This window comes from Streptomyces sp. NPDC032198 (assembly GCF_040636975.1).
Lineage (GTDB): Bacteria > Actinomycetota > Actinomycetes > Streptomycetales > Streptomycetaceae > Streptomyces.
In genome coordinates this window covers 109195-131236 of sequence record NZ_JBEZVL010000019.1, presented here as the reverse complement: position 1 = coordinate 131236, position 22042 = coordinate 109195, and the positions used below count along the sequence as shown (strand labels likewise).

Here is a 22042-nt window from a genome sequence, read left to right as displayed (position 1 = left end):
ATGCCTGGAGACGCAGCAGGGCCCCGGAACCGGCGCAGTTGGTTCCGGGGCCCGGTCAGGGGCGGAGGCTCACACGCGCCGCAGCACCGCCACCACCTTGCCGAGGATCGTCGCCTCGTCACCGGGGATGGGCTGGTACGCGGAGTTGTGAGGCAGCAGCCACACGTGTCCGTCCTCGCGCTTGAACCGCTTCACCGTCGCTTCGCCGTCGAGCATGGCGGCGACGATGTCGCCGTTCTCGGCGACCGGCTGGCGGCGTACTGTCACCCAGTCGCCGTCGCAAATCGCGGCCTCGATCATCGAGTCGCCGACGACCTTGAGGACGAACAGCTCACCGTCGCCGACGAGCTGCCGGGGGAGCGGGAAGACGTCCTCGACCGACTCCTCGGCGAGGATCGGGCCACCGGCCGCGATGCGGCCGACCAGCGGGACGTACGAAGCGGCGGGCTTGCCCGCGGTGTCCGTGGGCTGGCTGCTGGGCTGGTCCGAGCCCCGCACCTCGTACGCACGCGGGCGGTGCGGGTCGCGGCGCAGGAAGCCCTTGCGCTCCAGGGCCATCAGCTGGTGAGCGACCGATGAGGTGCTGGAGAGGCCTACCGCCTGCCCGATCTCCCGCATGGACGGCGGGTACCCCCGCCGCTGCACCGAGTCCCTGATGACCTCGATGACACGGCGCTGTCGGTCGGTGAGGCCCGAACTGTCGGCGCGAATGCCCGGAGGTCGGCCCGGCAGGGAGCGTGTGGGCTTGGGGCCCTCCGGGCTCGTGGCGTCATTCATGGCATGCACCGGCTCGAGTCGGCTCTGGCGGTCCTGGGCAGTGATGGTGGCACTGTCTGCGGTGGTGGTCACGTCGGTCGGCCCCTCTCGAGATTGTCTCCCTAGTTAGCCAACGGTAGTTGCTTTCGAAAGGTTGCGCCAAACACACGTTCGAGTGAAAAATCGCAGAATGCCTGCCGCGATCATGCGTCTGGGTGTATGGCTAACGTTCGAGCCGACTGGCATTTCGGTTCATTACGGTACGCTTCACCGCCAGGGTCGTGGCCCCCTCGGTGGGGCTCCCATACTGCCACTCGTCGCCCGGTCAACCGGGCACCGCCCCCTTCTCGTGCGGCGCGCGAGGCGAGCTCGTACCGTTCCCGGCGGACCGTGGGTACGCGACACGCGATGGGGCCGGATTTACGGCCAAACCCCAGATCTAGTGGTTGGATTGCAGCCGCGGCCCAGAAGTTGTGGTCCCGGGTCTTTTCAGGCCTCGGGCATCGCCTATGCTTGGGGCTGCTTCGAGGGCCCCAAGGGCCTGTTGAGGCCTATGAGTCGTGTCGTGAAGGAGGGTTGGGAGTTTCATGCACTGCCCCTTCTGCAGGCACCCCGACAGTCGCGTGGTCGACAGCCGCACCACCGACGACGGCACCTCGATCCGCAGGCGCCGTCAGTGTCCCGATTGCTCCCGTCGTTTCACGACCGTGGAGACGTGTTCGCTGATGGTGGTCAAGCGCAGCGGCGTGACCGAACCGTTCAGTCGTACGAAGGTGATCAACGGCGTACGGAAGGCGTGCCAGGGGCGGCCGGTCACCGAGGACGCCCTCGCCCAGCTCGGCCAGCGGGTCGAAGAGGCGGTGCGGGCCACCGGGAGTGCCGAACTGACTACGCACGACGTGGGTCTGGCCATACTCGGTCCGCTGCAGCAGCTGGACCTCGTGGCCTACCTGCGCTTCGCGTCCGTGTACCGGGCGTTCGATTCACTTGAGGACTTCGAGGCTGCCATCGGGGAGCTGAGGGACCAGCGGGAAAAGCGGCTCGACGACGAGTCGCGGGGCGCCGGTGGCGAGACCGGCGCGAAGGACTGCGGGCCCGGAGGGACTGTCGAAGTCCCGGTGCCCGCCACTGCCGCCGACTGACCGGCCCGAGCGGCCGACGGCGACACACACAGACCTGCTTGCGGGGCGCCTTCGTGGGCTTCGCGGCACCAGACAACACCGTGTCACGGGAACATCGTGGCACTTCAGGGCGTTTTAGCCTGATACAGGGAGGCGGCATGACCGAGACGACGAGCGGCCCGGCACGAGGTTCCCGCGCCAAGGGATCCAAGGCCAGCAAGGGTCTGCGTATCGAGCGCATCCATACGACGCCCGGCGTGCATCCGTACGACGAGGTGGTCTGGGAGCGCCGAGACGTCGTCATGACCAACTGGCGCGACGGCTCGGTCAACTTCGAGCAGCGTGGCGTCGAGTTCCCCGACTTCTGGTCGGTGAACGCGGTCAACATCGTCACCAGCAAGTACTTCCGCGGGGCCGTTGGCACCCCGCAGCGCGAGACCGGCCTGAAGCAGCTGATCGACCGCATCGTGAAGACGTACCGGAAGGCCGGCGAGGACTACAGCTACTTCGCTTCGCCCGCCGACGCCGAGATCTTCGAGCACGAGCTGGCGTACGCCCTCCTGCACCAGATCTTCAGCTTCAACTCGCCGGTCTGGTTCAACGTGGGCACGCCCCAGCCGCAGCAGGTCTCCGCCTGCTTCATCCTGGCTGTCGACGACTCCATGGACTCGATCCTCGACTGGTACAAGGAAGAGGGGATGATCTTCAAGGGCGGCTCCGGCGCCGGCCTGAACCTCTCCCGCATCCGGTCTTCGAAGGAACTCCTTTCCTCCGGCGGCAACGCCTCGGGACCGGTCTCCTTCATGCGAGGTGCCGACGCGTCCGCAGGAACGATCAAGTCGGGTGGCGCCACGCGCCGCGCGGCCAAGATGGTCATCCTCGACGTCGATCACCCCGACATCGAGGGCTTCATCGAGACCAAGGTGAAGGAAGAGGAGAAGATCCGCGCCCTGCGTGACGCGGGCTTCGACATGGACCTGGGCGGCGACGACATCACGTCCGTCCAGTACCAGAACGCCAACAACTCGGTCCGCGTGAACGACACGTTCATGAAGGCGGTGGAGGAGGGCGGCAAGTTCGGCCTGACGTCCCGCATGACGGGCGACGTCATCGAGGAGGTCGACGCCAAGTCGCTCTTCCGCAAGATGGCCGAGGCCGCGTGGGCCTGCGCCGACCCCGGCATCCAGTACGACGACACCATCAACGCCTGGCACACCTGCCCGGAGTCCGGCCGGATCAACGGCTCGAACCCGTGCAGCGAGTACATGCACCTGGACAACACGTCCTGCAACCTCGCCTCGCTGAACCTGATGAAGTTCCTCAAGGACGACGGCCTGGGCACCCAGTCCTTCGACGCCGAGCGCTTCTCGAAGGTCGTCGAGCTGGTCATCACCGCGATGGACATCTCGATCTGCTTCGCGGACTTCCCGACGCAGAAGATCGGCGAGAACACCCGCGCCTTCCGCCAGCTGGGCATCGGTTACGCCAACCTCGGGGCCCTGCTGATGGCCACCGGTCACGCGTACGACTCCGACGGCGGCCGCTCCCTGGCCGGCGCCATCACCTCGCTGATGACGGGTACGTCGTACAAGCGCTCGGCCGAGCTCGCCGCGGTCGTCGGTCCCTACGACGGCTACGCCAAGAACGCCACGCCGCACAAGCGCGTCATGAAGCAGCACTCCGACGCCAACGCCACGGCGCCCCGCGTCGACGACCTGGACACCCCGATCTGGGCCGCCGCCACGGAGGCCTGGCAGGACGTGCTCCGCCTCGGCGAGAAGAACGGTTTCCGTAACTCCCAGGCGTCCGTCATCGCCCCGACCGGCACCATCGGTCTCGCGATGTCCTGCGACACCACGGGCCTGGAGCCCGACCTCGCCCTGGTCAAGTTCAAGAAGCTCGTCGGCGGCGGCTCGATGCAGATCGTCAACGGCACCGTGCCGCAGGCCCTGCGTCGCCTGGGCTACCAGGAGGAGCAGATCGAGGCGATCGTCGCCCACATCGCCGACCACGGCAATGTGATCGACGCCCCCGGTCTGAAGCCCGAGCACTACGAGGTCTTCGACTGCGCGATGGGCGAGCGTTCCATCTCCGCGATGGGCCACGTCCGGATGATGGCGGCCATCCAGCCGTGGATCTCCGGAGCGCTCTCCAAGACGGTGAACCTCCCCGAGACGGCCACCGTCGAGGACGTCGAAGAGGTCTACTACGAGGCGTGGAAGATGGGCGTCAAGGCGCTCGCCATCTACCGCGACAACTGCAAGGTCGGCCAGCCCCTCTCCGCCAAGAAGAAGGAGCAGGAGAAGGTCGAGGTCACCGCGAAGACCGAGGACACGATCCGTGCCGCGGTCGAGAAGGTGGTCGAGTACCGCCCCGTCCGCAAGCGCCTTCCCAAGGGCCGCCCGGGGATCACCACCTCCTTCACGGTGGGTGGCGCCGAGGGCTACATGACCGCCAACTCCTACCCGGACGACGGTCTCGGCGAGGTCTTCCTGAAGATGTCCAAGCAGGGCTCGACCCTCGCGGGCATGATGGACGCCTTCTCGATCGCGGTCTCCGTGGGCCTGCAGTACGGCGTTCCGCTGGAGACGTACGTCTCGAAGTTCACGAACATGCGCTTCGAGCCGGCCGGCATGACGGACGACCCGGACGTGCGGATGGCGCAGTCGATCGTCGACTACATCTTCCGCCGTCTGGCGCTGGACTTCCTGCCCTTCGAGACGCGCTCCGCGCTCGGCATCCACTCGGCCGAGGAGCGTCAGCGTCACCTGGAGACGGGTTCGTACGAGCCGTCCATGGACGAGTCGGACGTCGACGTCGAGGGCCTGGCCCAGTCCGCTCCGCGGCAGCCCGAGGTCCTGAAGGCGGTCGCCACGCCGAAGGCCGAGGCCGAGGCCGAGGCCGAGAAGCCCGCTCCGCAACAGGCGCACACCAGCGCCGAGCTCGTAGAGATGCAGCTCGGTATCCAGGCCGACGCGCCGCTGTGCTTCTCCTGCGGGACGAAGATGCAGCGGGCAGGCTCCTGCTACATCTGCGAGGGCTGCGGCTCGACCAGCGGTTGCAGCTGACCGGCTGATCTAGCCGAGTGAGGGGTTGGCGGAGCCGGTCGGCTCCGTCAGCCCCTCATCGCGTTCTCAGAACTCTCCGCCCATCAGCGCGGCGAAGGACGTCGGGTCGGCGTCGAAACCGCGGATGATCTCCCGGAAGGACCACGCGCCCGACTCGTCCCGGGTGAACTCGGCGACGGTGGCCGCCGTGGCCCCGGAGACTCCGGAGAGGTCGGTCAGGGCGAGGTCCGTGTACCCGTGGCGGATGCGGACGGAGGTGTTCGGGATGTCGCCGAAGACCTTCTCCCCCTCATGGGGCTGTATGGCCACGCCGACCACCACGCGCGCGTACGTGGCCGCCAGCCGACCGAGCTCCAGGGTCATGACCTCGTCGAAACCGAAGCCCTGTCCGGTCTTGCTGTCCCTGTTGAGAGTGATCGTCCCGTCGGGGGCGCGGCTGCCGAAGTGCACCAGGTATACGGGGCTGCCGTGCGGAGCCTCCGCCGTATAGGTACCGGCGATGATGTCGAGATCGTGCGGCCGCGAGCCGACGGGGCTCGGATCCCACTTGAGCCCCACCTCGACCTTCTCAATTCCCTTGCTGACACTGCTCACCAGAGATCCCCCTCCTCGTAGTCCCCGCCCGCGCCGATGCTCTAGGCATGTCCAACAGACACGCTACGACGCATGACTGACATCCCTGAATTCCGCCGGTGGGAAAGGCTGTTGGCATGCGGGCACGGTCGTGTGGATCATTGCCTCCATGACATGGAACGGGGAAGAAGCGGATATCGAGGCCTATGTGGGCAGAGTCGGGCACAAGGGGGACCTGAAGCCTGACTTCGACACCCTCCGGGCGCTCCATCGCGCGCATGTGGCGTCGATCCCTTTCGAGAACCTGGAGATGATGGTCGGCCGGCCCGTCCCCCTCGATCTGGCGGCGCTGCAGGACAAGCTGGTGCGGCAGCGCAGAGGCGGCTACTGCTACGAACAGAACCTCCTGTTCGCCGCGGTCCTGGAGCGGATCGGCTTCGCCGTCACGGGACTCGGTGCCCGCGTCCGGGTGGGTGCCTCGTCGCGTCGCGCGGTGACGCACATGCTCCTGAAGGTCGAGGCGGACGGGCAGCAGTGGCACTGTGATGTCGGTTTCGGCGGCCTGGGACTGCTCGAACCGATCTCCATGGGGAACGAGGGCCACGTACGGCAGGACGCGCGACAAGGAGAGTGGCGGTTCGGGATCGTCCAGGAGGCGAACGGTGCCCGGGTGTTGCGGACCGAGCGCGCGGGCGGCTGGTTCGACCTCTACGAATACACGCTGGAAGAACGGCTTCCCGTCGACTACGTAGTGATGAACCACTACACGTCGACCCACCCCATGTCGTCGTTCATCCGCCGCCCGGTGGTCCAGAGGGCCGCTCCGGATGTGCGCCGCACATTGGTAGGTGAACATTTGACGGTGACGCGACCGGACGGCACATCGGACGAACGTGACGTATCCGCCCGGGAGTTGGGGGATGTTCTCGACCGTGAGTTCGGTATTGAACTGAGCGCCGAGGATCGCGCCGAGCTGATCCGGGCGCACTACGCCGGAGCGTGACCCGGGCCACGCTCGGCGCCGTACGATGGCGCGGTGCTGGTCAAGTGGATTCGCTGCACCGTGGTGGACCGACGGGGGTTCGAGCGGGGGCAGCGGAAGTGGGCGGGGCTTCTGGGGGAGCCGGGGTTCCGGGGACAGGGCGGGGGGTGGAGTCGGGAGCGGCCGGGCGTGGCGCACGTCTTCGGCTTCTGGGAGAGCCGGGCCTTCTACGACTCCTTCATGGCGCGCTCCCATGACCGGCTCGCCGCCACACAGTCGGGCACCTTCAAGGACATCCAGATCAAGCTCTTCGACCACCGTTTCGACGTGAAGACGGGCTTCGAGCCGCGCTTCGCGGACGCCGACGTGGTGCGGGTGGCGCACTGCCGGGTCCACGAGGCGCGGGTGGAGCACTTCGCGCTCATGCAGGAGAAGGTCTGGAACCCGGCGATGGCGGGCTCGCCGGGGATGGTGCGCGGGCTCTTCGGTGAGGCGCCGGGGCACGAGTTCCTCGTCCTCTCCATGTGGCTGTCGGCCGCCGAGCACGGGAAGTACCGCAGGGAACGGGTGGAGCGCCTCTCGCTGCGGGCCCAGACGGAGACGGACGTCGCGGCGCTTGCCGGTGACATCGTGGAACTCGAGCCGTCGTGGACGGTGTGACCTCGGACGCGGGGTGACCTGCTGCCGGGCGGGGCCGCCGCTGTGGTGACGGTGCCGTCGGTGGCGGCGTCCGCATAGGCCGGATGGAGCCCGGACGGCCGACCGGTTGAGCTACCGGGGAGGGCCCGATCTAGGGTTTCCGTATGGCACGTCCGCAGCGCATCTTCCTTGTCCGGCACGGCGAGTCGGCCGGAAACGCCGACGACACCGTGTACGAACGCGAACCCGACCACGCGCTGGCGCTCACCGAGAAGGGGTGGCGGCAGGCGGACGAGACGGGCGAGCAGCTACGGGAGGCCGTCGGCCTGGAGCGGGTGAGCGTGTACGTCTCGCCGTACCGGCGCACCCATGAGACCTTTCGGGCCCTGCGGCTCGACCCCGAGCTGGTGCGGATCCGCGAGGAGCCACGGCTGCGGGAGCAGGACTGGGGAAACTGGCAGGACAGGGACGACGTCAGGCTGCAGAAGGCGTACCGCGACGCGTACGGGCACTTCTTCTACCGCTTCGCCCAGGGCGAGTCGGGAGCCGACGTGTACGACAGGGTGGGCGCGTTCCTGGAGAGCCTCTACCGGAGCTTCGAGGCACCGGACCATCCGCCGAACGTCCTCCTCGTCACCCACGGCCTGACCATGCGGCTGTTCTGCATGCGCTGGTTCCACTGGTCGGTGGCGGAGTTCGAGTCGCTGTCCAACCCCGGGAACGGCGAGATGCGGACGCTGGTGCTCGGCGACGACGGCAAGTACACCCTGGACCGGCCGTTCGAACGCTGGCGCGAACCCGAACCGTACGGCGTCACCGGATAGAGTGGCAGAGCGATGACCGCTGACTCCTCTCCCGACCGGCGCCTGGCCCGCGCTCTGGCCAGCCTGCGTGGACTGGCGGTGGGGGACGCACTGGGCTCTCAGTTCTTCGTGCCCGCGAACTACCCGCTGCTCAAGCGCGGGGAAGCGCCCCCAGGCCCCTGGCAGTGGACCGACGACACCGAGATGGCCTGCTCCGTGTTCGCGGTCCTGGTCCGCCACGACCGGATCGATCAGGACGCGCTCGCCCTGTCCTTCGCCGAGCACCACGACTTCGACCGCGGCTACGGCCCCGCCGTGAACCGGCTGCTCAGGCAGGTCCGGGAGGGCGGGGACTGGCGGGAGCTGGCCTCCGCGCTGTTCAAGGGCCAGGGCTCCTGGGGCAACGGGGCGGCCATGCGGATCGCGCCGCTCGGCGCCTGGTACGCGGACGATCCGGAGCAGGCGACGCACCAGGCGGAGATCTCCGCCTACCCCACGCACCAGCACCGTGAGGCGGTCGTGGGAGCCATGGCGGTGGCCGCCGCCGCGGCGCTGACGGCCGACCCCACCGGGCCGCCCGCACCGAAGGCGCTGCTCGACGGCGTCATCGACCTCGTACCTCGCAGTGCGGTGGGAGCGGGGCTCCGTCGCGCCCGGGACATGCTCGACTACGGGGACGCGGCGACGGTCGCCGCGGTCCTTGGATGCGGGCGCCGCACGACGGCTCATGACACGGTGCCGTTCGCGCTGTGGTCGGCCGCTCGTGGCCTGGGCGACTATGAGCGGGCCATCTGGTCCACCGCCCAGGTGGGCGGCGACATGGACACGACCTGCGCCATCGTGGGTGGAGTGGTCGCTTCCGGCGAGGGCGGGGCGCCCTCCGGCGCGTGGCTGGAGCAGACCGAGGATTTGCCCGGCTGGGTGCCGGTCACGGTGGGCTGACTTGGGGATTCCGGTGTGTGACTGTCCACGTCCTGTGTGACTGTCACGGTCATGCCACAGCGTGGCCGATGCGAGGGCCGTCGGCGGCCTCGCGGCTACTCTTTCCGGCAGGCCGCGAGTTGATCATGACTTGCGTGTCCTCAACGAGATGCCGGTCGCCCGGCGGACCGCCACGCGCGCGTGCCGTCCGCCGCACGTGCGGACCGGCCGGGAGGGGGTCCCGTGTCCGATGCACCGTCCACACCGTCCGCGCCTGAGCCTTCTGATGGGCCAGGTCCAGATGCGCCAGCTCCACGAGGTTCAGCCGGAGAACCGCTGAGGCGTCCGCGAGGGGACGCCGGCGGTGGCGACTCCGACGACGACAGAGAGGCGCCCGGGGAGCCCCAGGACGCCGTGCCAGGCCCGTGTGCCGCGGCGGGCAACCCACCAGCGCCTCGGCCCGACTGGGCGTACCCGGGAGGCGGCTACAAGCACGAGCCGCTGCTGGCCGATCTGCGGGCAGACCCGCCCGCCCCGATCCGGACGGGCACCCTCGGCGCGGTGTTCGCGACCGGCCTGCTGAGCATGCTGCTGCTCGGCGACGGCCTCGCGATCAATCTGCTGATCGTCGCCCTGCCCGCCGCGCTCGCCGCGTACTTCGCCGCCGAGCAGGCCGGCCGCAGGCTGCGCCCATGGACGCTGACCTGGGCGATCGGTGGCCTCGCACTGCTGGCCGTGCCCGCGCTGCGGGACGCCGGCTGGCCCTCGTTCCTCGCCCTCGTGTCCGCCGTCGCCCTCGGCTCGCTCGCGCTGCACGGCTGCCGTACCTGGCCCGGCGTACTGCTTGCCCCGGTCGGTCTCTTCGAAGCGGTGCTCTCCGGCCTCGGCTGGGGCTGGCGCGGGGCGCGGGGACGTGCGAGCGGGTCCCGGAGCGGTCCCGTGCTGCGGGCGGCCGCGGTGACCGTTGTGCTGCTGCTGGTCTTCGGCGCGCTGTTCGCCGGGGCCGACGCCGCCTTCGCGGGGCTGCTGGGCGACCTGATGCCTGACGCCTCCGTCGCCGAAGGGCCATGGCGCCTGCTGCTCTTCGCGCTCGGCGTCGTCGGAGCGCTCGCCGCGGCGCACACCGCTGCCGCGCCCGTGCGCTGGGACCGGCTCGTCGTAGGTCCCGGCCGGGAGCGGGGCCGCGTCGAGTGGGCGCTGCCGCTGATCGTCCTGAACCTGCTGTTCGCGGCGTTCAACGTGGTGCAGCTTGCCGTGCTCTTCGGCGGCTACGACGCGGTCCTGGAGAAGACCGACCTCTCGTACTCCGCGTATGCGCGCCAGGGCTTCTGGCAGCTGCTGCTCGCCACGCTGCTCACCCTCGTCGTCATCGTCCTCGCCCTGCGCTGGGCGCCGCGGGACGGGGCACGGGACCGAAGTCTGGTGCGGGCCGTGCTCGGGACGCTCTGCGCCCTCACGCTCGTCGTCGTCGCCTCGGCCGTGCGTCGCATGGACATGTACGTCGAGGCGTACGGACTGACCCGGCTGAGGGTCTCGGTCGTGGCCGTGGAGCTCTGGCTCGGCCTGGTCATCGTATTGATCATGGCGGCCGGAGTGTGGGGCGCCCGCTGGCTGCCGCGCGCTGTCGCCGCGAGTGCCGCGGCCGGCGTGCTGGCTTTCGGGCTCCTCTCGCCCGACGCGCTCATCGCCGAGCGCAATGTGCAGCGCTACGAGGACACCGGGAAGTTCGACCTGGAGTACGCGCGGGGGCTGTCCGCCGATGCCGCTCCGGATGTCGACGGGTTGCCGGAGCCGTTGCGCTCTTGCGCCCTTGAGGGCATCGCGGAGGGCCTCGGGTCCGAGCGAGGTCCTTGGTACGCCACCAGTCTGGGGGAGGCGCGGGCCAGGGAGATCATCGAGGACCGGCCGCCGACGGCATCCTCGGCGGACTGCATGGGCGTCGGCGAGGAGACCGCGTACCGTTGAATCGCCCTCTGGGCGGGGCATCGGTCTCCTGGGCCCCTGGCCGGGCGATGAGAGTGCGGCGCTGGGCGTCCACAGAGGCAGTCACGGCGGCGTCCACGGCGGCGAGTGCCGGGCCGCTCTCGCCGCCGTGGACGACCCGGCACGTACGCCTCCGCATGCTCCAGCCAGCAGCTAGCAGCCAGCAGCCAGCAGCTAGCCGCCAGCTGGACCCGCCGTGCTCGCTGTGCCGGACAACGCCTCCATGTCGCTCTTGCGTACCCGGACGACCACCAGGGCGGTGACCAGGGCGAGCAGGGCCATGGCGACGGCCGGAATGAAGGCCGTCGAGATCCCCTGGGACAGCACTTCGTGCCCCCAGGGCGCGGGCAGCTCGCCGGTCTTGGCGAAGGCGGCCTTCTGTTCCGGCGAAGCGTTCGCCATGAAGTCCGCCATCTGTTCCTTGCCCTCGTCCCGGCTCGCCGTACCGAACACCGTGGTCAGGATGGAGAGGCCGAGCGAACCGCCCACCTGCTGCGTCGCGTTGAGCAGGCCTGATGCCGCGCCCGCCTCGTGTGGGGCTACTCCGGAGACGGCTGTCAATGTAAGGGTCACGAAGTTCAGACCCATGCCGAAGCCGAACAGGAGCATCGGGCCGAGCACTCCGCCCGCATACGAACTGTCCGGGCCGATGAGGGTCAGCCAGCCGAGCCCCAGGGCCACGAGGGCCGAGCCGGTCACCATGAACGGTTTGGGGCCGAGGACCGGAAGCAGCTGTTGGGAGATGCCCGCGCCCGCCACGATCGCGACCGTGATCGGCAGGAAGGCGAGGCCTGCTTCGATCGGTGTGTAGCTCAGCACGTTCTGGACGAAGAGCACGATGAAGAAGAACATGCCGAACATCGCCGCAGCCAGGCTCAGCATGATCACGTAAGAACCCGAGCGGTTGCGGTCGGCGAACATCTTCAGCGGAGTGATCGGTTCCTTGGCCCGGCTCTCGATCAGCGCGAAGGCGAGGAGCAGCACGATCGCCGCGCCGAACGACCCCAGGGTGAGACTGTCGCGCCAGCCGTCCTCGGCCGCCCGGATGAATCCGTAGACCAGGGAGGCCATGCCGAGGGTCGACGTGAGGGCGCCCGCGATGTCGAAACGGCCCGGATGGCGCTCGGACTCGTTGATGTAGAGCGGGGCGAGGAAGGCGATCAGGATGCCGATGGGTACGTTCACGAAGAGCACCCAGCGCCAGTCGAGCCACTCCGTGAGCATGCCGCCGGCCAGCAGGCCGATGGCGCCGCCGCCCGCGGAGACGGCCGCGAAGACACCGAACGCGCGGTTGCGCTCGGGGCCTTCGGGAAACGTCGTGGTGATGAGGGCCAGGGAGGTGGGCGACGCGATCGCGCCACCTACGCCCTGCAGGGCGCGCGCGGCCAGCAACTGCCAGGGTTCCTGGGCGAATCCGCCCAGGAGCGAGGCGAGGGTGAAGACCAGGATGCCGGTCATGAAGACCCTGCGGCGGCCGAGGATGTCGCCGGCCCGGCCGCCGAGAAGCAGCAGGCCACCGAAGGTGAGCGTGTACGCGCTGACGACCCAAGTGAGGTCAGTGGTGGAGAATTCGAGCGCGTCCTGAATGTGCGGCAGGGCGATGTTCACAATTGTTGCGTCGAGGACCACCATGAGTTGGCAGGCCGCGATGACGGTCAGAGCGATACCGGGCCGGCCCTCTCGGCGGGCGGCACCGGGTTTCCGGTCTTTGGCTAACTGAGAGGTTGTCACTATGGGTCCCCCACAAGTGCGTTAGTGAACGCGCCCGTTCACTGTCCCCTCAACGGTAGTGACTCCCCATCAGTGAACGCAACCGTTCACTGACACTGCCTCGTACTCCAACGGAGAGATGTCGATGGTTACTTCGCGCTGGAGCGCCGCTGCCGCTCAAACGGCCTCCCTGCGCCGCCGGGGCCCCGTGCTGGAACGGGCGATCCTTGATGCCGCGCTCGAGCAGCTCAGCACCGTCGGCTGGAACGGTCTGACGATGGAAGGCGTGGCCGCGAGCGCGCAGACCGGCAAGGCCGCCGTCTATCGCCGCTGGCCCTCCAAGGAGGACCTCGTCGTGGACGCGCTGCAGGCCGGCCTCCCGAAGCTGGACTCCACACCGGACTGTGGAGACGTGCGGGAAGATCTCGTTCAGCTGTGCAGGCAGATGCGTGAGGCGATGTTCTCGCGACCCGGATTCGCTCTCCGCGCGGTGCTTCACGAGTGCGACACGGTGGCGGCCGAGCGCTTCCATGGAGTGATCTTCGACGGGGTCATCGGGCCGAGCGTGGAACTGATCAAAGAAGTGGTGCGCCGGGGGGTCGAGCGCGGCGAGGTGCGCCCCGAGGCCACGAATTCCTACGTATGTGACGTCATTCCGGCGATGATGATGTACCGCTCCAAGGTGTGCGGCAGCGAATGGGGGGACGAAGAATTCACGGAACTGATCGATCAGGTCATGGTTCCGATGCTGCGTCGGTAGGCCCGGGTGTCGCGGGTGGCATGCGGCGGCGTACGCTGGCTGGCGCCATGCCGTACGAACCACCCACCCACACCGTCGAGCGCTCCCTTCGCGCTACCACCGGAGCGAAGATCGTTGCCGGAGTCGACGAAGTCGGACGCGGAGCGTGGGCGGGACCGGTCACCGTATGTGCGGCGATCACGGGACTGCGCAGGCCGCCCGAAGGGCTCACCGATTCCAAGCTGATCACTCCCAAGCGGCGCACGACGCTCGCCGGGGAGTTGGAGAGCTGGGTCACGGCCTATGCCCTGGGGCATTCCTCGCCCGAGGAGATCGACGAGATGGGGATGACGGCCGCGCTGCGGCTCGCCGCGGTGCGCGCCCTGGAGGAGCTTCCGGTACGGCCGGAAGCGGTGATCCTCGACGGGAAGCACGACTATCTCGGGACTCCCTGGCAGGTTCGTACGGTGATCAAGGGCGATCAATCCTGTGTGGCCGTCGCCGCGGCGTCGGTGATCGCCAAGGTTCGGCGCGACAAAATGATGGCCGAACTGGGTATCGAACATGCAGACTTCGGTTTTGCGGCCAACGCCGGCTATCCGTCGCCGGTACACAAGGCCGCGCTGGCGGAGCGGGGGCCCACCCCGTACCACCGGATGTCGTGGGCGTATCTTGATGCGCTGCCCCAGTGGCGGCACCTCAAGAAGGCCCGCAGCTGGGCGGATGGAAGCGTTCCGGCAATCGAGGGCCAACTCGGCTTCGATTTCTGACGCTTCCGGCAGTTCCACTCGCACTCAAGTGCCACCCGCCGATGCGACTCGCACCGGCGTTTGATAGACAACAACGCATGCCTCTCAGTCCCGAGGAGCCTCAGATTCACGAGAGTGCCCAGGGTCCCCGCGTGACCCCGGCCAGTGGCCGCATCACGCCGACCCCCCGCCCCGTACCCGGCCCGCGTCCCGCGGCCGCGCCGCGTCCTGGCCGACCGGGCCCCGCCCGGCCTATGCCGCCGGCGCAGCGCACGTCGCACGAGCCGGCCGCCAAGCCCGGGCTTTCCGCCCCGGCCGCTTCCGCCGCTCCGACGGTTCCCGCTGGTTCCCCCGCGGGCTCCGTCACGGATGCCGGTGCTTCGGTTCCGCAGATCCAGCTGGTCCCGGCTTCCGCCGAGGGGGCGCTCGACGCCGCCGAGGAAGCCGTTGACCTGCTGCTCGACTCGGGCCGCGCCCCGGGTGAGGTCCTGGTGATCACCACCGGCGACCCGCACCCGTGGGCCACGCACGAGCTGTCGTTCGGCGAGACGTCCTACTGGGCCCAGCACGACGCGGGTGACGACGTCTTCTACGCCGACGCCGCCGCCCTGGACCGTGCAGTGCCCCGCCCCGTGGTCGTCGTCGCCATCAATGGCGGCAGCGAGGAGACCGCGGTCGGCGCACTGCCGACGGCGCTCACCCGGGCCGGAGTCCTACTGATCGTCTGCGGTGACCCGCAGCGCATCAACGCGATGCTGGGCGCGGGCGTCTGACGTTCGCCGTCTGACATCCGCGGCCCGGGCTCCGGCTTCGGCCGCCTGACGATCGAACGCCTGACGTTCGAGGCCGGGTGGACGGAGTGGGGCGTGGGCGGCCGGTGTCCGTGGCATGGCCGGGTGAGCTTCGAGCCGTGTGCGTCGCGCACCACGCGACGCGGACGAGTCAGGTGCGCACCGGTCCATGCCTGTCACCCGCCTCGCGGCGGGTGGTCCGGAGGACGCCTCAGCGTGCCGCCACCCGGCGCAGTACCTCGGACGCGGCGCCGCCGGTGCGTATCGGTGGCGGCGGATCGGTGTCGGTGAAGGCCTCGGGATGTGAACCGGTGCTGGGCCGACGGCCGCCGCGCCCCTCACCGAGGACCTGCCAGCCGTCACGGGTCAGCGTGATGTAGGCGCCGCATCGCAGCCCGTGCAACGTGCAGGCGTCCCGCAGTCCCCACATCCACGCCCCGTCCTCCGGCGTCCAACGCGCGTCACCCTCACGGCAGTAGAGCAGGACCGCCGTACGCACCGGAGTGCGGCGCCGCAGATCGTGCGGGATGACCCGGCGCAGCTGCGCGAGCAGGGCGTTGCGGAACACCCACCCGTCCGCCGCGCTCGGCCGCCGCGTGAACGAAGCGCTCGCCCGGAGCCGTTCCTCAGGATCGAGGACGGCGACGACGGCTGTCTCGGGCGTCGGACGATGCCGGGCGTGCAGGCCGCTGACGACCTCACGCGGATTACGCAGCAGGGGTATTCCCGCGGCTGACCACTCCGCTGGCTCGAGCATCCGGCTCAGACGGTTGGCGGAATCGGTGGACATCTCAGCCGACGTCGAGAACTCCGACATCGATGCCGCAGTGGACGGAGTGAATCCGAAGGTCACGGTCCTCCCTTCGGCTACGCGCCCAGAGGGCGGGGTCGGACTGGGGGAGCGCACCGCGGCACGTTCCTGCCGGGCCACGGAAAGCCGCGCGGGGAGCGATACCAATTCTTCCCGTCGGATTGCCTTGCGGCAACGAGCAATTGGGACCGCCGACCGGTATCTGGTGATGCGTCTTCTATATCCCTGCCCACGGCGCCCCACATCGACGCTTGCGTCAGCCTTGCACGGCCAGGACCAGCGGCAACACCCCCTTGGCTCCGGCACGGCGGAGCATGCGCGCGGCCACCGCCAAAGTCCAGCCACTGTCAGTCAGATCGTCGACGAGCAGCACGGGGCCGCCCGCTTCCTGGAGCGCCGCGGCGAGCTCAGGGGGCACGGTCAGCGTCCCGTCGAGGGCGCGCAGGCGCTGAGCGCTGTTGCTCCTCGGCACATGTGCCGTGTCGGCCCCGGTGGCGTACTCGATGGAGCCGAGGAGCGGAAGGCGGCCGATCTCCGCGATCCGGGCGCCCAACGACTGGATCAGCTGGGGCCTGGTGTGCGAGGACATGGTCACGACGCCCGCCGGTCGTGGCTGGGCGTCGGCGCTGCCCGAGGCCCAGCCGCCGGGGCCCTTCGCCCAGTCGGCGAGGACGCCGACCACGGCCTTCGCCACGTCGTCGGGCACGGGCCCGTCAGGGGACTGCGGGGCGAGCATCGGCCGGAGCCGGTTGCCCCACCCGATGTCCGAAAGCCGTCCCAAGGCCCGGCCCTGGGAGGCCTGTTCCCCGGCGGGGATACGTCCCTTGAGGTCGACGCCGACCGCTGCGAGCCCGGTCGGCCACATCCTCCGGGGTTCGACGTCCACGCCCGCGCGGACCAGTTCGCCCCGCGCCGTGTCGAGTGCTCCGGAGGACACGGCGTCGGTGAAGCGTGCTCCTGCGCAGTTGTCGCAGCGGCCGCAGGGGGTGGCTGCCTCGTCGTCCAGCTGCCGCCGCAGGAACTCCATCCGGCAGCCGGGAGTCGCGGCGTATTCACGCATCGCCTGCTGCTCCGTCTGCCGCTGCTTGGCGACCCAGGCATAGCGCTCGGCGTCGTACGCCCAGGGCATCCCCGTGGAGGTCCAGCCGCCCTTGACGCGCCGGACCGCGCCGTCCACGTCGAGGACCTTGAGCATCGTCTCGAGGCGTGACCGGCGCAGCTCGACCAATGGCTCCAAGGCGGGCAGTGACAGCGGCCTGCCTGCCTGTGCCAGCACGTCCAGCGTGCGCCTGACCTGCTCCTCGGGTGGGAAGGCGAGGGAGGCGAAGTAGTTCCAGATCGCCTCGTCCTCCTTGCCCGGCAGGAGCAGCACCTCCGCGTGGTCGACTCCGCGGCCCGCGCGGCCGACCTGCTGGTAGTACGCGATCGGGGAGGAGGGGGAGCCGAGGTGCACCACGAAGCCGAGGTCGGGCTTGTCGAAGCCCATCCCCAGGGCGGAGGTGGCGACCAGGGCCTTCACGCGGTTGGCGAGCAGATCCTCCTCGGCCTGCTGACGGTCCGCGTTCTCCGTCTTGCCGGTGTACGAGGTGACGGTGTGGCCGCACTGCCGCAGGAAGGCGGTGATCTCCTCGGCGGCGGCGACCGTGAGCGTATAGATGATCCCCGAGCCCGGCAGCTCATCCAGGTGGTCGGCTAGCCAGGCCAACCGGTGTGCCGCGTTGGGAAGTTGCAGAACGCTCAGGCTCAGGCTCTCCCGGTCGAGGGGGCCGCGCAGCACGAGCGCGTCCGAGGTGCCGCCGGTGCCCAGCTGCTCGGCCACGTCAGCTGTCACACGTGCGTTGGCGGTCGCGGTGGTGGCCAGGACGGGGACGCCCGGCGGCAGGTCGGCGAGCATCGTGCGCAACCGTCGGTAGTCGGGCCGGAAGTCATGGCCCCAGTCCGAGATGCAGTGCGCTTCGTCGACCACGAGCAGGCCGGTCGCGGCGGCGAGCTTGGGCAGGACCTGATCGCGGAAGTCCGGGTTGTTCAGCCGCTCCGGGCTGACGAGGAGGACGTCCACGTCGCCGGAGGCCACCTCGGCCTGGATGGTCTCCCACTCCTCCGTGTTGGAGGAGTTGATCGTGCGGGCGCGGATCCCGGCCCGGGCGGCCGACTCCACCTGGTTGCGCATGAGCGCGAGCAGCGGGGAGACGATCACGGTGGGGCCGCTGCCCCGCTCCCGCAGCAGTGCGGTCGCGACGAAGTACACGGCGGACTTTCCCCAGCCCGTGCGCTGCACGACCAGGGCCCGTCGCTTGTCGGCGACGAGCGCTTCGATCGCTCGCCATTGGTCCTCACGCAGTCGTGGACCGTCCGACGGGGGCACCTCACCGCTTGCGGGCGCGGGGCCGCCGACGAGTCGGGCGAGTACGGCATCGGCCGCCGTGCGTAGATCTTCGTTGCTCATGCCCCCATGCAACCCGATGGGTCTGACATTGCGCGAACGAGTCCGCCGAGCTGTGGATAACTCTTGGCGTGCCCCTGACCGCACTTATCCACAGGGCAAACCGGAACCTGGTGATTCGCGGGAGAGTCGGCGCATGGCGAACCACAGCGAACAAAACGACACGAACAACACGAACGACTCGACTGACTCCATCGGCTCGGCAGACTCCATTCGCCCGGCCGACTCAGCCGACTCCATCGGCTCGGCCGAATCAACTGGCTCCATCAACCCCATCGATGCGATCGAGCCCACCGGCTCCATCGACGAGACGACGGTCACCTTGCGTACTCCCGCCGAACTCGCGGATGCCCTGCCGTACTTGCTCGGGTTCCGGCCGGAGGAGAGCGTCGTCCTCATTGCCCTGCACGGCGAGCGGGGGCGGTTCGGTGGGAGGGTGCGCCTCGGCATTCCCGGGCGCGAGGAGGACTGGCCGCCCATCGCGGAGCAGCTCGCCCAGTGCCTGGTGGGCGGTTGTGAGCGGCGCGGCGCCCGGCCCGACGGCATTGTCGCCTTCCTGTGCGCGGAACCGGTCGGTGCCGAATCGGGCCGGCAGGTCATGGAGCGCCTTCGACCGCTGGCACAGGTGCTCCGCACCGCCTGCGGAAGCCTCGACGTTCCCGTGTTCGAGGTCGTGTGCATCTCGGCGGGCACCTTCTGGACCTACTGCTGTCCGAACAAGCAGTGCTGCCCGCCGGAGGGCGTGCCACTGCTGCGGCCCGGCACCTCGGTCCTGGCCGCGGCCACGGCCTACGCAGGCCTCCAAGTAGGCGTCACTCAAAAGGAAATGCGGGCGCGGCTCGCCCCGTGGGAATCCGTCGCCGCGGCGGACCAGGAAGCCGCACTCGACGCGGCGGGCATGGCGATCGTGCACCGCATCCTGGAGGAGGACGGGCACGCGGAGGTCGCCGCAGACACGCTTGACCTGGCGCGAAGGATCATGGCCCGCATCGTTGCCGCGCCGTCGGTCGCCGACAGGCTGGAGGCGGACCTCCAGGACGACGGACTTCTCGCGCACGACGAGGCCGCTGCGCTGATCCTCGGTCTCCAGGACCGTACGACGCGTGATCGGGCCGCGGAGTGGATGGAAGGAGAGGCCGCGTCATCGGCGCTGCGGCTCTGGAGGGCCCTGGCCCGGCGCTGCGTCGGTGCCTACGGGGAGCACGCCGCGGCACCGCTGGCGCTCGCGGGCTGGGTCGCGTGGTCCCTCGGTGACACCGCGGAGGGCCAGGAAGCTTTGGACATGGCGCTGTGCGCCGATCCGAGTTACACCTTCGCGCAACTCCTGCACCATGCCTGTACCGGCGATCTGGACCCTGAGCCGATCCGCCGCTGCTTGCGCAGGGAGCGGACCGACCGGGACACGAAGGGGGTGCAGACCGAGCTGCCCCTCTCTACGCAGCCCTCGAACCCCACGGATGAGCCGGTGGGTGCCGCTCCGCGACGCCGCCGCCCAGCCCGCCCGAAGGGTGGCACCGGCTCACGGGCCGCCGACAGGCCGAGCACGGGTCCGCAGAACCGCCGTCGCACCATCCGGCGCGCAGCGAGGAACGACACGTGAAGGCGGGGGTTCGGGGTCGGGGGACAGGGACCGGACGGGTGGCGTCCGGGGTGCCGCGCGCGGAAGGCCGGGGCCGGGCGGGTGGCTTACCCTCCCGCAGGCGTGACTTGGGGCGGGGCGGGTCCGTTCACCTGAGTGGCGGTACCTGTGCCTGGGTCGAGCCGCTGTACGACCTCCGACTTCCCGTAGCGCGGACAGCGCAGAAGAGGCCACCTCATGCCCCTGCCCGCCCCGTCTCCTGGCTCCGGCGTCTCCGGTGTCTCCGGCAGAGAGGGGTCCCGGAGGCCCGCGCCGCGATCTCCGCTTCCTCCCGGCGGACCCGCGCAGGCTCCCGCGCCGCGTCGCCTCGCTCAGCTGCCGCCCGCGCACGCCACACTGATCTGTGTCGCCATGCCCGCTCTCGCGATCTCCACGGACCAGGGGCAGTTGACCGGCCGGGGACTCGAGGGGTTCTACCGCGCGGGGCGCAGGCTGCTGTCCCGCTGCCAGCTTCGTGTGGCGGGGCGCGAGCCGATCGCCGTGCAGGCGCGGATGCTCTCGGCCGACTGCGCTCGCTTCGTGGCGACGCTGCGGCCCTCCGCGGACGGTGGCCCGGATCCGGACGTGATCGTCGAGCGGACCCGGTACGCGGACGGCACGGAGCGGATCGTCCTGCGCAGTGCCGCCGGCCGACACCTGCGGCTCCCCGTGGAGGTGTCGCTCGGCACGGACCTGGCAGAGCTCGGAGCGGTCGCTTCCGGCAATACAGGTCCCGAACTGCCCGCCAGTGTGCACGACTCCGGGATGCGCTGGTCCTCGCCGCCGGGCACCTGTGTGGTCAGCGCACACCCGGGGCCCGCGGACGCGCTGGCCTCCGCGGGGCTGCTGCGCTGGGAGGTGGAGCTGCCGCCGGGCGGCACCTGGAGCCTGGAGCTGCGGGTACGGCCGGAGGGCGCGGGCCCGGTGCGGGCGGTCGGGCACGGGGCTTCGCGCTCCCTCGCCACGGCGCGGGCCGCGGGCGACGACCCCAGGGCCCGGACCCTGCTGGACCGATCCGTGGAGGATCTCCAGGCGTTGCTGCTGCGGGACCCCGAGCACCCGACCGACGTCCACCTGGCGGCGGGGGCGCCATGGCGCTGCGGCCTCGCGCCGGCCGAGGCGCTCGCGGCCGCCCGGATGGCCTTGCCGCTCGGCACCCGGATCGCCGCAGGGACGCTGCGTATGCTCGCCCGCCGTCAACTCGTGGGCAAGGGGCCCAGGGCGGGCATGATCCCCGGTCCGCTGCGGAACGCGGGACCGCATCTGCCGCCCGGGTGCACGGGAGTCGAGGCGACGCTGCTCTTTCCGGTGCTATTGGCGGAGGCATGGCGTTGGGGGCTGCCGGCTCAGGAGACGGAGGAGTTGCTGCCGGCGGCCGAGCGTTGCCTGCGGTGGCTGCTTGCCGCGGCGGACGGAGGGCCACTGCCGGACCCGTATCCGGGTGGGCCCGCGCGCTGCGAGACCCAGGCCCATGCCCACCGGGCCGCGCTGCTCGGCGCCGACCTGCTCGACGCGCACAGCCGTCCGGGAGGCGCGGACCTGCGGCACTGGGCGGAGCGGCTGCGGGGCTCGTTCCGGGAGGACTTCTGGGTGGAGGACCGGACGGGTGGGCGGCCGGCCGCGGCCTGCCTGGCCGACGGCCGTCCCGTGTCCCACCTCACCGGTGGAGCCGCGCACCTCCTCGACACGGGTCTGCTCGGGTCGGGCGTACTCGCGCCGGGACTGCTGGACAAGGTGCGGACCGAGCAGCTCGCCCGGCTTCTGGGCGGGCCCGCCATGGACTCGGGATGGGGGCTGCGGAGCCTGGGCGCCAAGGAAGCCGCGTACAACCCTTTCGGACATCGTGGCGGGGCGGTGCGCGTCCATGAGACCGCGGTCGCCGTCGCGGGTCTGGCCGCCGCAGGCTACGAGAAAGAGGCGAGTGCGTTGCTGCGAGGGGCGCTGGCGGCGGCCGAGACGTTCGACTGCCGACTGCCTGAGATGTACGCGGGGGAGCAGCGCACGGAAGGCGGTGCTCCGTTGCCGCACCCCGCTGCCTGTCGCCCGGCGGCCACCGCCGCGGCTGCCGGGGTACTGCTGCTCACGTCGCTCGCCGGGATCCGGCCCGATGCCCCGTCGGGCACGGTGACGTTGAGTCCCGTCCGCAGCGCGCCCCTCGGTGAGCTGGGGCTGACGGCGCTGCGCGTCGCGGGCGCCCCGTTCTCCGTGCGCGTCAGCCGGCTCGGCCTCGCCATGGTCGAGGAGGCCGCCGAAGGGCTGCAGCTGGGGGTGTGACCAAGGAGGAAGGAGCCGCCGGGACGGTGGTACACCTGCGGCGGGTGTGGCTCAAATCCGA

General features: G+C 70.1%; 17 protein-coding genes. 12 read left to right on the top strand and 5 right to left on the bottom strand.

Annotated features, from left to right (window positions below):
• Positions 1–69: 69 nt before the first annotated feature.
• Positions 70–849 carry a transcriptional repressor LexA gene (lexA, locus tag AB0E78_RS38100; protein ID WP_361843110.1) on the bottom strand — a complete coding sequence of 260 codons (780 nt, stop codon included), beginning with the start codon at positions 847–849 and terminating at the stop codon, positions 70–72.
• 494 nt (positions 850–1343) lie between these two features.
• Here lexA and nrdR point away from each other — a divergent pair, with 494 nt between their 5' ends.
• Positions 1344–1898, top strand: a complete 555-nt coding sequence (nrdR, locus tag AB0E78_RS38095) for a transcriptional regulator NrdR (protein ID WP_361843107.1) — start codon at positions 1344–1346, stop codon at positions 1896–1898.
• Positions 1899–2035: 137 nt separating this feature from the next.
• On the top strand, positions 2036–4945 hold the full coding sequence (locus AB0E78_RS38090; RefSeq protein WP_361843104.1) for a vitamin B12-dependent ribonucleotide reductase: 2910 nt from the start codon (positions 2036–2038) through the stop codon (positions 4943–4945).
• 66 nt (positions 4946–5011) lie between these two features.
• On the opposite strand, the gene AB0E78_RS38085 is transcribed toward AB0E78_RS38090, so the two are convergent.
• Positions 5012–5539 carry a TerD family protein gene (locus tag AB0E78_RS38085; RefSeq protein WP_361843102.1) on the bottom strand — a complete coding sequence of 176 codons (528 nt, stop codon included), beginning with the start codon at positions 5537–5539 and terminating at the stop codon, positions 5012–5014.
• A 148-nt stretch (positions 5540–5687) separates the two neighbouring features.
• Between AB0E78_RS38085 and AB0E78_RS38080 the strand changes: the two genes are divergently transcribed.
• The 5 genes from AB0E78_RS38080 to AB0E78_RS38060 all read left to right on the top strand — a co-directional run bounded on the left by AB0E78_RS38080 (position 5688) and on the right by AB0E78_RS38060 (position 10828).
• Positions 5688–6521, top strand: coding sequence for an arylamine N-acetyltransferase (locus tag AB0E78_RS38080; RefSeq protein WP_361843100.1), 834 nt, complete (start codon positions 5688–5690; stop codon positions 6519–6521).
• A gap of 33 nt (positions 6522–6554) precedes the next feature.
• Positions 6555–7160, top strand: coding sequence for a YdbC family protein (locus tag AB0E78_RS38075; protein WP_361843097.1), 606 nt, complete (start codon positions 6555–6557; stop codon positions 7158–7160).
• A 143-nt stretch (positions 7161–7303) separates the two neighbouring features.
• Positions 7304–7963 carry a histidine phosphatase family protein gene (locus AB0E78_RS38070; protein WP_361843094.1) on the top strand — a complete coding sequence of 220 codons (660 nt, stop codon included), beginning with the start codon at positions 7304–7306 and terminating at the stop codon, positions 7961–7963.
• A gap of 12 nt (positions 7964–7975) precedes the next feature.
• The gene (locus AB0E78_RS38065; RefSeq protein WP_361843091.1) at positions 7976–8884 is read left to right on the top strand and encodes an ADP-ribosylglycohydrolase family protein; all 909 of its coding nucleotides are present in this window, start codon (positions 7976–7978) and stop codon (positions 8882–8884) included.
• A 492-nt stretch (positions 8885–9376) separates the two neighbouring features.
• Positions 9377–10828 (top strand): DUF4173 domain-containing protein, encoded by a 1452-nt coding sequence (locus AB0E78_RS38060; RefSeq protein WP_361843194.1) that lies wholly within the window; start codon positions 9377–9379, stop codon positions 10826–10828.
• A 192-nt stretch (positions 10829–11020) separates the two neighbouring features.
• Here AB0E78_RS38060 and AB0E78_RS38055 read toward each other — a convergent pair whose 3' ends face one another.
• Positions 11021–12577 (bottom strand): MFS transporter, encoded by a 1557-nt coding sequence (locus AB0E78_RS38055; RefSeq protein WP_361843088.1) that lies wholly within the window; start codon positions 12575–12577, stop codon positions 11021–11023.
• 124 nt (positions 12578–12701) lie between these two features.
• On the opposite strand from AB0E78_RS38055, the gene AB0E78_RS38050 reads away from it, so the two are divergent.
• The 3 genes from AB0E78_RS38050 (at position 12702) to AB0E78_RS38040 (ending at position 14817) form a co-directional block, all read left to right on the top strand.
• Positions 12702–13316, top strand: coding sequence for a TetR/AcrR family transcriptional regulator (locus AB0E78_RS38050; protein ID WP_361843086.1), 615 nt, complete (start codon positions 12702–12704; stop codon positions 13314–13316).
• 47 nt (positions 13317–13363) lie between these two features.
• Positions 13364–14065: a ribonuclease HII gene (locus AB0E78_RS38045; protein WP_361843083.1), complete on the top strand. Its 702-nt coding sequence runs from the start codon at positions 13364–13366 to the stop codon at positions 14063–14065.
• Between the two features lie 77 nt (positions 14066–14142).
• A complete protein-coding gene (locus AB0E78_RS38040; RefSeq protein ID WP_361843080.1) occupies positions 14143–14817 on the top strand; it encodes a hypothetical protein in 675 nt (224 codons plus the stop codon).
• A 229-nt stretch (positions 14818–15046) separates the two neighbouring features.
• Here the strand turns inward: AB0E78_RS38040 and AB0E78_RS38035 are convergent, their stop codons facing one another.
• On the bottom strand, positions 15047–15688 hold the full coding sequence (locus AB0E78_RS38035) for a hypothetical protein (protein WP_361843078.1): 642 nt from the start codon (positions 15686–15688) through the stop codon (positions 15047–15049).
• Between the two features lie 214 nt (positions 15689–15902).
• Positions 15903–18092 carry a RecQ family ATP-dependent DNA helicase gene (locus AB0E78_RS38030; protein ID WP_361843075.1) on the bottom strand — a complete coding sequence of 730 codons (2190 nt, stop codon included), beginning with the start codon at positions 18090–18092 and terminating at the stop codon, positions 15903–15905.
• Between the two features lie 133 nt (positions 18093–18225).
• On the opposite strand from AB0E78_RS38030, the gene AB0E78_RS38025 reads away from it, so the two are divergent.
• Both AB0E78_RS38025 and AB0E78_RS38020 read left to right on the top strand, forming a co-directional pair.
• On the top strand, positions 18226–19689 hold the full coding sequence (locus AB0E78_RS38025) for a DUF4192 domain-containing protein (protein ID WP_361843072.1): 1464 nt from the start codon (positions 18226–18228) through the stop codon (positions 19687–19689).
• A 390-nt stretch (positions 19690–20079) separates the two neighbouring features.
• On the top strand, positions 20080–21981 hold the full coding sequence (locus AB0E78_RS38020; protein ID WP_361843070.1) for a glycogen debranching N-terminal domain-containing protein: 1902 nt from the start codon (positions 20080–20082) through the stop codon (positions 21979–21981).
• Positions 21982–22042 lie beyond the last annotated feature (61 nt).

Excerpts from the sequence above, each read along its gene's own strand:
- nrdR (WP_361843107.1), top strand. The coding sequence starts at position 1,344 with ATGCACTGCCCCTTCTGCAGGCACCCCGACAGTCGCGTGGTCGACAGC.
- AB0E78_RS38090 (WP_361843104.1), top strand. The coding sequence starts at position 2,036 with ATGACCGAGACGACGAGCGGCCCGGCACGAGGTTCCCGCGCCAAGGGA.
- AB0E78_RS38080 (WP_361843100.1), top strand. The coding sequence starts at position 5,688 with ATGACATGGAACGGGGAAGAAGCGGATATCGAGGCCTATGTGGGCAGA.
- AB0E78_RS38070 (WP_361843094.1), top strand. The coding sequence starts at position 7,304 with ATGGCACGTCCGCAGCGCATCTTCCTTGTCCGGCACGGCGAGTCGGCC.
- AB0E78_RS38065 (WP_361843091.1), top strand. The coding sequence starts at position 7,976 with ATGACCGCTGACTCCTCTCCCGACCGGCGCCTGGCCCGCGCTCTGGCC.
- AB0E78_RS38050 (WP_361843086.1), top strand. The coding sequence starts at position 12,702 with ATGGTTACTTCGCGCTGGAGCGCCGCTGCCGCTCAAACGGCCTCCCTG.
- AB0E78_RS38045 (WP_361843083.1), top strand. The coding sequence starts at position 13,364 with ATGCCGTACGAACCACCCACCCACACCGTCGAGCGCTCCCTTCGCGCT.
- AB0E78_RS38040 (WP_361843080.1), top strand. The coding sequence starts at position 14,143 with ATGCCTCTCAGTCCCGAGGAGCCTCAGATTCACGAGAGTGCCCAGGGT.
- AB0E78_RS38030 (WP_361843075.1), bottom strand. The coding sequence starts at position 18,092 with ATGAGCAACGAAGATCTACGCACGGCGGCCGATGCCGTACTCGCCCGA.
- AB0E78_RS38025 (WP_361843072.1), top strand. The coding sequence starts at position 18,226 with ATGGCGAACCACAGCGAACAAAACGACACGAACAACACGAACGACTCG.
- AB0E78_RS38020 (WP_361843070.1), top strand. The coding sequence starts at position 20,080 with ATGCCCGCTCTCGCGATCTCCACGGACCAGGGGCAGTTGACCGGCCGG.